The following is an 11981-nucleotide window of genomic DNA, read 5'->3' as shown; positions in this document are numbered from 1 at the left end:
ACGCGGACGATTGGCGGGTGGAAAATAGCTAAAGCGGATTAGAAGAAGAAACTTTATTAATAAATTAGGGAAACATGAAATTAATTAGGTTAAACAGCTTTTTATATTTGTTCTGCATATTGAGTGTTTTTGCATCATGTGTGCAAAAACCAGATAGTAGTGTAGAAGATTGGGATCGTACTTTTATAAATACAAAGAAGCTTATTTCAGAGGCTTGTTTGGATAGAGAATTAATTTTGGGACGTCCTTTTTTAATCCAATATGTAGATTCATCTTTGCTTATTTATGATGATATTGGAGATTCTCTTTTTCTTTTGGTTGATTTGAAAGAAAACGATAGGGTTTATCGTTTTGGGCAAAAAGGTGAAGGAAATAATGAATTCTTGCAAGTTTTTGCTTTCTGTAATATGAAGTCCGATTCTATTCTTGGTGTTTATGATGCATATAAACATGAATTGCGTGAGATAAACTTAGATAAGGTTAAGCGTGGAGAAATGAATTTTCCAGTTGTTTTTAAAGATACTTTATCGAGTATTAAGCTATCCCCGACAAAATATGACGCATATCTTGGATTAGGATTCTATGAAAGTAACATGTTGAGTCTTACGGATAATTCTATTGGAAGTAAGTTCTTTTTTGAATATCCTTATAAAGATAGTCGCGAGAAAGCTATTTCAAATCGTTTGCGAGGGATGGCTTATCAAGGGACTTTGTGCTCTAATCGGTCATTGGACAAATTCTTGTATGCTGTGTGTAGTGCTCCTATCTTTATGCTGTTTTCTGTAAATAAAGATGGAATTGAGAAAACTTATGAATTGATAGGTGGATATCCCAATTATGTTACAGAAGAAACAGGTGAATATCGATCGGCTCCAATGAGTGCAGATAATAAAATGTCTTTTACCATGGCATATGCAACGGATAATTACATCTATCTGCTGTATTCCGGAAAGAATTTTAGAGATGCTGGTATGGATGCATTTAAAGCTAATGTCATTTATCAGTTATCTTGGAATGGAAAACCGATAAATAAGTTTGAAACTGATTATCCACTGACAAATTTTTGTGTTTCTGATAATGATGATGTCTTGTATGCTTTGGCTGATAAAGGTGAAGTGGAACTGGTACAGTATACTTTGAAATAGATTAAGTTATGTTTATGGTTGGCTCGCTCTATCCAAATACTGTTTCTTATCAGTTCTTGGTTTTTCTTAAGCATTTTACCTGCTGCGCAATGGTATCACGCCGTCCTTTATTAAGCAAACGGTAAGAAGATGATTAAGATGGGTGTCTCTTGTTAAAAAAATATCTAACTTTGAGGCGGATTAATATTTGAACACACACAACGTGGACGAGAAAAGAGGGAGACGGCAAATGCTATTGATATACGTTGCTATAGGGATTATTGCAGCAGTAATTACTGGTTGGTTTGTATATCAAAACCGGATGGAGTACTGGGAAACGCAGGCACGCAGTGCTTTTCGTGTAGCTTTAGGGAAGGAGTTGCAGAAAAGGAATGAAGTTGACGTGTATTTCAGTTCGTCAGGGAATATTAGGTTACCGGATGATTCCATTGACATTAAGAAGGAGCCGATAAAGGTAGAAATGGAAAGTGAATATGGTAAAAAGGACTTTTTTGTTCCTTATGAAAAGTACTTTCATAATGTGGAGCAATCTTCTAATTTGAGAGGGATGCACTCTTATATACTGCATATGTTCCCTTTGCAAGCTGATTCGTTGAATAGGATATGGTATCGCTTACTGGAAGAAATGAATTATTCTGGGAAAACGGTAGTACGTATATCTGTGGCTGATTGGGATGAACGTGAAACTTATACTTTTTCGGACGATTCACTTTATATGTTAAAACCGGATAGTCTTATGTCTTGTTATTTGGGCTATAGGTGCGAAATTGGTGTGACGGGATATTTGTATTATTCTTGGTTGAACATTTTTACTGCTAAGGATAAGATTCTTTTGTGCGCTCTTGTTCTTTGTTGCTTTCTGCTGTTTTTTCTGCAAGAATACATTGCTAAAGTCTATCGCCGTTTTTTTGTCAAAGAGGTGACGGTAGAAAAAACAGTTCCGATATTTGTGGAGAAAGAAATACCGATGATTGCAGTAGATAGGAGTGAGGCGCATGTTTATCGGTTGGAAGATGATTTGTTTTTTAATGCCGATTCCGGTGTGCTGTATAGAGTAGACAATAGGGTGAAGTTGACGGCAACCCTTGCAAGACTGCTGCAAGCCTTCTTGGATGCGGAAGATTATAGGTTGTCAGTCAATGGAATTATGGAACTATTGTGGCCGGACGGTTCAGTAACACCGGGTAATGTACATACTGTAATAACAAGATTACGAAAAGCCCTGTCCGAAGTCTCTGATTGGGGGATAGAAAATAAAAAATTTTGTTATCAACTAAAAAGTCCCATTTCATTGAAAAAATCCTTGAATGAATGATGGAATCTCTCATCTGACAAAGCCTAAAATAAGTGCTTGTCAGACGAACGGTTATCGCGTCCTGCCATGGCTGAATATGCAAAGAATGTGTATATTGGAATTGCGGATGCTGGTGCGGAACATTGTTTTGAAACCCTATTGCATGGTCAGGCTTCTTCGGTTGGCAATTATCCCATTCCGCAGGTGAAACAATATTTAGGGGGGGGGAGAGAGGATATAATGCATCTCGTGGAGTATTTGTCTATTCTTGTTATGATTTCCCTTATTTAGCATTGTATCAGCAGGATGAGGATAAATTTTCATTAGTGTGGGAATGGCGAACAGATGGTGACGAATACGAGATTCGGAACAATGAGGTGATTTTTGACCGCAGGGTAAAAGGTGTCCGGGGACTCTGTATGAGTAAGGATTTTATTATTACATTGCAACGAGACCGTAGAAAAGATGATACGGATGAATCTACAGTGGGAAGGGATGCAAGCAAATGCCCTCATACTGTTTTCTTGTATGATTATGATGGAAATTTAGTGAAGATTGTTGATTTGGGTATTCCCGTAATGCGTATAGCTTCTGAAGAACAGAGTAATACGTTGTATGCCATAGGGGTGAATCCGGATTTTGTCTTGGTGAAATATGAATTATAAGATAATTAATTGACGGCTCATGGCGTGTAGGATATACTGATTACCAGTATCGATAACCGAACGGATTTTTAATAGGAATATTTTTTCATCGTGAGTATAGGTGAATAAAAGTAACTTTTGTATTCATTTTTTCTTTTTTCTTTTATATTATTGTTTAACTTTGGCGCTATTAAGCGGATGCCTCTTCGAGTGCATGGGTAGAAATGAATAAGCAACAGAAAGGAAGGAGTAGATGAAACGCTATAAGAAGATTCTTATGATATGGATATGTGCCATTGTAGTGGTGGCAGTGTCTGTGATAGTAGCATTATATGATAATGCCAACCAGGGACAAGACGTGGCTAAGGAGGTTGCTGTAGAAACTCTGCGGAAGGTTGCGGAACGGGTCGTGAATCGGGAATTTGATGGGCTGGGGATGTTCTATGCATCTGGGTCTGATGGTGGTAAGAAGCATACCAAAAGGAAAGCGATATCAGAAGATGGTGAATTTGAAGTGATAATAGATTCATTGAAAGAGGCACAAGGACTATTCCCGTTGGATGTCGTAGGGTTTAAAGCCGATATGTTGAATTATTATGGAAAATTTCCATTGGAAGAGATTTGTCTTGAGTGGAAAGCTGAGATGAATGATAGGTATGGCGGAGCCATGTGTGCTCTTTTTCTGAAGGTTAATCCGATGGGAAAGGGCATTGTGCAAGAATTATCTACTGGAGATGAAACTATAATTGCTTCACAGAATGATTTAGGCACTTACTATTTGGACGATATGTACACAATGAGGTTGACAGCTTATATGTTGCCTGATTTTGGGCACTGTGTGGATTGGGCAGACCATGTGCTGCAGATACTATCCTGCATTTTGTGCATTCTGCTATTGGGACTGGCGATTTATGTAGGGGGTCAACAGTATAGAAAGAGAAAAACGGCTGATACGTTGACAAAGAGCACTTATCGGTTCGGGAAGTATATATTTGATTCCGTCAACCATACACTGACTTATGAAGGTGAAAAAGTATCTTGTACGCCACAAGCCGCGAAGTTATTACTTGGTTTTGCCAAGTCGTCCGAACTTTTCCTGACGAACGATGAAATAGTGGAAATTTGCGGTTGGCCATTGAGTGATTTGAATTTAGGCAGCCGCCGCAGAAAAGCAATAAGCTTATTGGGTAAACTCTTTGAGGCGGACGATTCCATTCAGATTCTTCTTCTGCCGGAAAGGAATGGGTATCAAATTGTTATCTCCAAGTAGATGAAATGTTAACCCATATTGGTGTGTCGGGTGTGAACTTTTTTTCACGCCCCAACTTTGGGCGTTTTCCGAATAAAGACTTGCAAAAGCCAAAATAATCCTTTTATCTTTGCTTGTGTAACAAAAAACAAAAACACTATGAAAAGCAAGGTGAAGTTATTAGGAACTTTGGCAATTAGTGCCATTTCGGTTTTAAGCTATGTTCAAATTAGTCATTCGGAAAAGCTGGATGATTTGCTATTGGAAAATATAGAGGCATTGGCTGCTGGTGAGAGTGGAAGTGACGGCCAATGTTTTGGGAGTGGTTCAATAGTTTGTCCTTTAACAAATCAAGGAGTAGCTCATGTGCAAATTTATTATAGCATGCCTCATTAGCCTATCCGCACTATCCTTTTCCTCTTGTACGCAGAAAAAAGTAGCAACTTCTGTTGTCTACATGGATTTTCCGCAAACAATCGAGCTGAAAGCGAGGGTGCAGCCATTGGACACCGCTTTGTTCCGTTATCCGTTCCGCGTTCGGGTGCAGGGTGATAAGGCTGTGGTAATGGATTTGCATGGCACGGACTACTTTTGCCATGTTTTCCACTATCCGGGTTTCCGCTATTTTGCTTCGTTCGGCAAGCGGGGCGAGGCTCCCGAAGAGATGCTTTCTGCTGAAAATGTTCGATGGAATGGGGATTTTTTGTGGATGCTCGATGCTGGTAAGTCGGAAATCAATAGATATGGTTTCATTTCATCCGGCGGCTCACTGTCTCGTCAAGAGACGGTGAGGCTGGATGAAGAAATGTTCCGGCCATTGGATTTTGTACAATACGATGATACCACTTTCGTCATTCCGGACTATTCGGGCGACAGTCGTTTCTGCTGGGTAGATGCAAAAGGCAGGCTTCTCCGTCGGACGGGCATTATACCTACTGCCAACGAAGATGCTTTGGAAAATGCCCGTCCTGCATTGGCCCAGGCATGGCGTAGCTTCATCGACTATAATCCCCGAAATGGAGTGCTGGCGGCAGTGACCCAGCTAGGCGAAGTACTTGAAGTCTTTAATTTGAAAGATAGTACGCATGTGGTACGCATCGGTCCGCATGGTGAGCCGGAATTTCAAGTGTCGCAGGGCTATGGAATACCTACGGGTATCATGGGATTTAGTGATGTGCAAGTTACTGACAATGCCATCTATGCGGTGTTTCATGGGCGCTCTTTTAAGGAAATTGCGCAAAATGTACAGCAAGGTGTCTATTTGCCGGATGGAGGACGGTATATCTATGTTTTTAGTCTGACCGGCGAACCTCTCTGTAGGTATGCGTTAGACCATTATGTTTATGGCATATTGGTGAATGAGCAAAAAGGGACGATTCTTGCTACGGACGTGAATGAGGATGAGCCGATAATAGAATATAAGTTGGATTGGAATGAAATGTTGAGATAATAAAGAAACATGTGCTAAATAGTGAAGTCCATGTTTTATTGTTTAATTTAATATGAAGAAGAAGTTTTTGATTGGTGCAGCCATTATTTGTGCTGCGGTTGCTAATCTGATGGTTGGTTTAAATACACCATCAGAAAGTAGTGATTTGATGTTGCAGAACATTGAATCTGTTGGAGTCTCAGCAGGCGAGGCTCATTGTGATGCCTCAAATATGAATCCATGTTCACCTCCGGGAGGTGGATCGAGTACTGGTGCATTGACCGTTTGGAATTAATGTTGTTGCGTTAAAATTTGATACAAATTCCATTATTTGGATAAAAATGTTTTATCTTTTTTAATGGAATTTGTATTTGTCGAATAATGTTTATGAAAGCTGTATATTATTTTATTTTTATCAACTTGGTATTATTGTCATCATGTGGGAGTCAAAGATCTAAGGGGGATATTCAGAAATTAGTTCCAAATATCTTTCTTTCGGATGATGCTTTAAACTGCCCTTATTACATGTGTGTAACAGATAAGTATTTTATATTAGGCAATGTAAAGGGTGATACGATTTTAGATGTCTTTTCGTTGGGAGGGAAGAGATTGAATCAGTTTTTGTTTCGCGGTGAAGGACCTAATGAAGTCCTGCACATGATGGGTATTCAATATTCATCGGTTGATTCTTGCATTTATATCCCTGATGCGTCTCGGCATTTAATGTATCGAATTTTAGAACAGGAATTAGAAAATGATAATCCTTTTATTTCTACTGTTTTTTATTATAATCCAGAGAAACTACCGGATGAAAGTGCAATTAGGGACTGGTGGCGATATATGTCAAATGATAAACTTTTTGCTGCATGTGCAAGTCCTAAAGGGATGCTGTCTTATTTTGATAAGAACATGAGTGATATATCTTTTTATGAAAATTATCCTGATAAAGATAAAGTAAATGAAAGTTTAAGTGAATGGGCTCACATAGGTTTATATCAATCGTGCAGTGCTGTTTCTCCAAATGCAAACAATTTGATTATGGCTTATTATGGATCTGATATTTTGGGATTTGTCCGTTTGCATGGAGATGATGTAAGTGTGAATTTTCAGAAAAAGAAATTACCTAATGATATTTATGTTGCCCAATTAGGTAATGGTAATATGCAAGGAGCTTATACTGGTGAATCCATGCGCTATTATGTTTGTGCAACAGCTTCTGATGAGAGTGTTTATATTCTGTATAATGGGAAAAAGAATAAGGATTGCGTTCCTGGAGTGACAAGAGGAAGTATTGTGAAATGTTATAAGTGGAGTGGCGAATGGATACGTGATTTAGATTTGGGGAAAGATATGTTACAAATTGTAGTTTCTCCTGATGACAAAGTTTTGTTTGCACTTGAGTCTTCAGAGGATGGTTATTTAGTATTGAGATATGAACTGTAGTATTGTTTTTGTAGGCTTTCTTTTTTCTGTTTCTCTATCTGTTTCTTCTTGTGTGGGAAAAAAAGAAGTAAAGGATATGCATGAATGGAAAAATTATTCAGAGAATTTTATAAGGAATCATTTGAATAAGAAGGCTATATATCCTGACATAACAAAAAAAAATGCTTTAGTATTCTTCTATAATAATGATAAAGATAAGCATTGGGCAAAGGTTCTTATAAATGTAGATATAGATTGTAGTTCGTGTTTGCTTAAATTTTCTTTTTGGAACAATTTTTCATTAGTATTACAGAAAAAGTATGGATTTCGTATTCCAATCATTGCTTATGTTAATGCGGAAGGGTATAACATTGAAAAAAGAGTTACGCAATATTGGAGTGGTTCTTGGGTTTATGATGAGGAGGAAGAGTTTATACAAAAGAATGAATTATATGATGACCGTTTTCAAGCAATATTAATAGATCGAGATGATAATATTAGATTGATAGGGAATCCCATGTTTAATGAAAAATTGGCAGAATTATATGAAAAAACAATTCTTGAACTTTTTGAAAACAAAGCTGAGAAGATGGAGTAAATGTTTGGCTTATTTTGGATTATTTGTGCTGGTGAATGTTTGTTTAAAGATGTTTGTAATAGATATATTTCATGTGTCTGGTAGTTCAATGAACCCGACATTACAAAACGGGAATTATGTAGTTATATATAAATGCTGTAATGGGATACGTTTACCAAGAAATGTGTTTGAAGTCCCATGGATTGGAACTTTGGCTTATTATTGTACGCCTAATGGTTATATAAATCAGATTTTAGATTTTTCAAAAGATAAAATGTTTAATCGGTTAGGTAATTTCTTACCAATAAAAAGAGACGATATAATCGTTTTTAACAATCCTATGTTACAGAGTAACTTTGTTATAAAAAGATGTGTAGCATTACCTGGAGATTCTATAGTGGATTATTTGAAAGAAACTCATTCTCCTTTGATTACTCCATTTTCTATAGTACCTTACAAAGGTATGAGAGTCTCAGAAAAAATGTTGAATGAAATAGAAAAAAAATATATGAAAAAAAATAGGATATTTCGGTACATAGAGAAAGATTCATTATATATTGCTAAATGTAACTGCTATTTTGTATTAGGAGATAATATTCATTATTCTGAAGATTCCCGTCATTTTGGAGTAGTCTCTGAAGATTTGATTATAGGGAAAATGGGGCGAGTTATAAGATAGCTGCTAAAAACTGTAGTTCACTTGAGAAATAGTATATAATTATGTGATAGGAATGGAATAAACATATGGTTGAAGAAGGCTTGTTATAGTATTTGCAGTGGTTGTAGGATATGCCGTTTTCGGCTTTTCTGTAGATGTGTAATTTAGCTCTTTTTGAAGTGATAGAATATGAATTTGAGAAAATGTGGTTAATGAAATAGTTTGGTGATGAAGGAGCGGCTGCAATTGAAAAAATGGTTGAATGGAATAACGAACGTATTATTCTGTCTGTGCCTGCTTGTTGTGATACTGATAGTATTGCAGGTGTTTGTGGTGACCTCCTTCAAGATACCGTCGGACTCGATGGAACCGTCGTTGCTGGCGGGTGATTGTATTCTGGTGGATAAATGTTCGGGTGGAGCACGCCTATTCAATGTGCTTGAGCATTTGCAGCGATTGCGGGATATGGAGTTTATGCAAATCAGAAATCGGAGGCATTGTCTGATTTGACATTGGCTAATGTGGAAGCATTGGCTGGTGGTGAATGGGGCACTGGATTCAATTGCCGATGGGCTGATGGTAATTATTGGTTTTGTACACCATTAGGAGACGGATTAGGTTGTCCCTGCTTTATGTAAATTTGCGAGGCGTGTAAAGTGAAACTTTATCTGTTGAATATTTATACGCCTCTATTTTAATAGATGATGAGGAATATAGGCACTAACTAGTTAAAGAGGGTATCACTTCGTTAGGAATTAAGGCGTTGATGCTCTTGTTTTTGTATCTTGTAAGAGTATCGTTTTTGGATTCTAAATCAATTTGTTGATTGATGTATCCTTGAGTTTTTTAACGCTTATGTGTGAATAATGCAGGCTAATATTTAACTGCATTATAAAGATATTGAGTAGTGTAGTTTTAGTAAATTAATTGTGACAATATACTTATGATTAAATATTTGTTGTTTTTATGTTTGGTGGTGTTAACCTTATCTTGTACGCGTAAAGTTAGTACAAGCAGATATTCGTTAGAAAAAACAAATAAAGTTTTAGCTTTTCCAGTTATAGACGAAGTTAAAATGCCTCAATTTTCAGTTTTCCTTTTTAATGAAAATGGGGAAGATTATTTGAGTTATCAAAATTTACCTAAAAATGAGATTCTTATATATTCAATAGATTCGCAGTGTTTAATTAAAAGATTATGTATAAACACTGAAGGAGACAACTCTGTAGTTGGCGGTTTTGGAGGATATTATATTGCTGATATGCAGCATATTTTTATTCCAAGTATGTATGTTAATACGATATTTGTTGTAGATACTGTGGGGAAAGTGCGGCGTAAAATAACTTATGAGAAAACGAGAGATAACCAAGAGTTGAAGCCCTTTATGTTGAGCGATAGATCCCAAATGGTTTTTATTGGTAATAATTTATATATTCCTCAAACAATAAACTTAAGGTTAGGTGATAAAGCTATAGCAGAAAGTCCTATTAAAGTGGTAATTGATACAGCAGAAAATATTATTAAAGCGCTACCTATGAGATTTCCTCCTTTGATTAGTTGTAAAGACTTTGGAACGGTTGGTGCTTTTGGGGCTGAATATTCTTGTTGCTATGATGGGAATAAATTCATATACTCTTTTAATGCTGATGAAGATTTGTATTTAACGTCTATTGAACATAGGTCAGTAGAAAAAAAGAAAGCTAAAAGTAAATATATAGAAAATGTGACTGTTTTTCGTTCTAATGAAGAAAATTTTCAGAAAATGGTGAAAGCACAGTGTGAGCATGCTTCTTATGGTAAAATTCTATATGATAAGTATAGAAATGTTTATTATAGATTTGTTTATCCTCCTTGTGAGATTGATGATTATACAGGTGATTATGTTGAGTTGCTTCGCTCTGGTAGAAAGAATTTTTCTATTATGATATTGGATGAGAATTTGAATATTCTTGGAGAAACTTTCTTTCCGGCATATATTTATAATTCAAATCTTTCTTTTATATTGGAAGATGGATTATATATTAGTTTGAATCATATAAAAAATCCTGAGTATTCTGATGATATATTACGTTTCCAGAAATTAGAATTAAAGGGACTAAGAAAATGATATATGATGAAATATTTAAGATTGGTTTTATTGTTAGTTTTTGTCGTGGGTGTATATATATCTTGTAAGCAAGATACGTCAAAAGACAGTATGATTTGCTTGGTGAAAAAATGGGAAAGAAAGCAAATACTCTATCCTTTAGAATCTACTTTTACAATATACGGAAAGGACACCTTAAAGAATTATGAAAAATCAGGAATAAAATTCTCTATTGTTAATTATATTGATTCTTTAGGTTGTTTTAGTTGTAAGTTGCAGGCAAAAGCTTGGTTAGAAATGACTATCCTCGTGTTGAGACGGACGAACTCAACGTCTTCTTTATCAGCGTACAACAGCTGTACGAACACTTTGCTGAATATAAAGTATCACTTTATTGCGAGTAAAGCAACACTTTATTGCGAGTAAAGTGTCGCTTTATTGATGATACTCGATAACTTTTCATTTAACCTGTTCCTGTGGGCACAAACGGGTATTGGGGTGCGGTTGCCCTGAAAAAAAAGGGCGTACTTTCTTTATTTGCGGAATATGTGCTATCTTTGTCATACTTGTAATTTAAAACAGTAGCAACTATGGAATTGATTGGCAGACGTTACTCGATAGGGATACAGAATTTTGAGGAACTTCGTAACCGGAATTGTGTGTATGTGGACAAGACGGAGCTGGTTTATGAATTGGTGAATACAGATAAGGTCTATTTCTTCAGCCGTCCCCGCCGGTTTGGCAAGAGTCTGCTCGTGTCTACGCTGGAGGCCTATTTCCTGGGGAAAAAGGAACTTTTCGAGGGACTGGCCATGGAACGTCTGGAGCAGGAATGGGAGGTTTACCCGGTGCTGCACGTCGACTTCAGTCTGACTAAATATACCGAACTTTTTGATTTGCAGGAGCAACTGAATCTCTTCTTATCCCGTTGGGAAGAGATTTATGGAAAAATGGAAGGGGAAGAGAGTCCTGCTGCCCGTCTGCAAGGCATCATCCTGCGTGCCTACGCCAAGACCGGCAAGCCGGTTGTGGTATTGATTGACGAGTACGATGCTCCTTTGCTCGACAGCAATTCCGATACGCTTTTGCAGCAGCAGCTTCGCAACGAGATGCGCAAGTTCTTCAGTCCTCTCAAGGGGTTGGGTCAATATCTCCGTTTCCTTTTTATCACGGGTATCAGCAAGTTCAGCCAGCTGAGCATCTTCAGCGAACTGAACAATTTGCAAAATATCAGTATGCGCGATGACTTCAGTGCCCTCTGCGGCATCACCGAGCAGGAACTGCTGACACAGTTGAAACCCGACATCAGGCAGATGGCCGAAGCCAACGGTGAAACTTACGAAGAGGCCTGCCTGCATTTGAAGCGGCAGTACGACGGTTATCATTTCAGCAAGGCTTGTGCGGATATTTACAACCCGTTCAGTCTGTTCAATGCTTTCAATTCCAAAGAATACAAGAACTATTGGTTCTCCACGGG

Annotated in this window: 15 protein-coding genes; all 15 read left to right on the top strand. The window is 37.3% G+C overall.

Annotated elements, in window-relative coordinates; genetic code table 11:
* Positions 1–74: 74 nt before the first annotated feature.
* The gene (locus DW947_RS20645; protein ID WP_087332930.1) at positions 75–1145 is read left to right on the top strand and encodes a BF3164 family lipoprotein; all 1071 of its coding nucleotides are present in this window, start codon (positions 75–77) and stop codon (positions 1143–1145) included.
* Positions 1146–1347: 202 nt separating this feature from the next.
* Positions 1348–2460, top strand: a complete 1113-nt coding sequence (locus DW947_RS20640) for a transcriptional regulator (protein WP_239420935.1) — start codon at positions 1348–1350, stop codon at positions 2458–2460.
* A gap of 66 nt (positions 2461–2526) precedes the next feature.
* The gene (locus DW947_RS20635; RefSeq protein WP_117749160.1) at positions 2527–2730 is read left to right on the top strand and encodes a hypothetical protein; all 204 of its coding nucleotides are present in this window, start codon (positions 2527–2529) and stop codon (positions 2728–2730) included.
* Positions 2731–2765: 35 nt separating this feature from the next.
* Positions 2766–3104, top strand: a complete 339-nt coding sequence (locus DW947_RS20630; RefSeq protein WP_022402349.1) for a hypothetical protein — start codon at positions 2766–2768, stop codon at positions 3102–3104.
* Between the two features lie 232 nt (positions 3105–3336).
* Positions 3337–4353 carry a transcriptional regulator gene (locus DW947_RS20625; protein ID WP_117963740.1) on the top strand — a complete coding sequence of 339 codons (1017 nt, stop codon included), beginning with the start codon at positions 3337–3339 and terminating at the stop codon, positions 4351–4353.
* Between the two features lie 138 nt (positions 4354–4491).
* Positions 4492–4728, top strand: coding sequence for an NVEALA domain-containing protein (locus DW947_RS20620; RefSeq protein WP_117963739.1), 237 nt, complete (start codon positions 4492–4494; stop codon positions 4726–4728).
* Positions 4697–5782, top strand: a complete 1086-nt coding sequence (locus tag DW947_RS20615; RefSeq protein ID WP_117963738.1) for a BF3164 family lipoprotein — start codon at positions 4697–4699, stop codon at positions 5780–5782. The genes DW947_RS20620 and DW947_RS20615 overlap by 32 nt, the downstream gene beginning before the upstream one ends.
* A gap of 52 nt (positions 5783–5834) precedes the next feature.
* Positions 5835–6056 (top strand): hypothetical protein, encoded by a 222-nt coding sequence (locus tag DW947_RS21455; protein WP_133303615.1) that lies wholly within the window; start codon positions 5835–5837, stop codon positions 6054–6056.
* A 92-nt stretch (positions 6057–6148) separates the two neighbouring features.
* Positions 6149–7204: a BF3164 family lipoprotein gene (locus DW947_RS20610; RefSeq protein ID WP_057088537.1), complete on the top strand. Its 1056-nt coding sequence runs from the start codon at positions 6149–6151 to the stop codon at positions 7202–7204.
* The gene (locus DW947_RS20605; RefSeq protein WP_133303614.1) at positions 7194–7781 is read left to right on the top strand and encodes a hypothetical protein; all 588 of its coding nucleotides are present in this window, start codon (positions 7194–7196) and stop codon (positions 7779–7781) included. Before DW947_RS20610 ends, DW947_RS20605 begins: the two co-directional genes overlap by 11 nt.
* A complete protein-coding gene (gene lepB / locus DW947_RS20600; protein WP_165859482.1) occupies positions 7729–8439 on the top strand; it encodes a signal peptidase I in 711 nt (236 codons plus the stop codon). The genes DW947_RS20605 and lepB overlap by 53 nt, the downstream gene beginning before the upstream one ends.
* A gap of 207 nt (positions 8440–8646) precedes the next feature.
* Complete coding sequence (locus tag DW947_RS20595) at positions 8647–8928, top strand: S26 family signal peptidase (RefSeq protein ID WP_057088531.1); 282 nt, start codon at positions 8647–8649, stop codon at positions 8926–8928.
* The gene (locus tag DW947_RS20590) at positions 8874–9056 is read left to right on the top strand and encodes an NVEALA domain-containing protein (protein ID WP_081027295.1); all 183 of its coding nucleotides are present in this window, start codon (positions 8874–8876) and stop codon (positions 9054–9056) included. Before DW947_RS20595 ends, DW947_RS20590 begins: the two co-directional genes overlap by 55 nt.
* Positions 9057–9361: 305 nt before the next feature.
* Positions 9362–10525, top strand: a complete 1164-nt coding sequence (locus DW947_RS20585) for a DUF4221 family protein (RefSeq protein WP_081027294.1) — start codon at positions 9362–9364, stop codon at positions 10523–10525.
* 569 nt (positions 10526–11094) lie between these two features.
* On the top strand, positions 11095–11981 hold an 887-nt coding region (locus DW947_RS20575; protein WP_165859481.1), incomplete at its 3' end, for an AAA family ATPase.

Origin of the sequence: Bacteroides sp. AM44-19 (genome assembly GCF_003603395.1) — a bacterium.
GTDB classification, from domain to species: domain Bacteria; phylum Bacteroidota; class Bacteroidia; order Bacteroidales; family Bacteroidaceae; genus Bacteroides; species Bacteroides uniformis.
The sequence above is the reverse complement of the archived record's forward strand: the minus strand, read 5'-3'. Positions and strand labels throughout refer to the sequence as shown.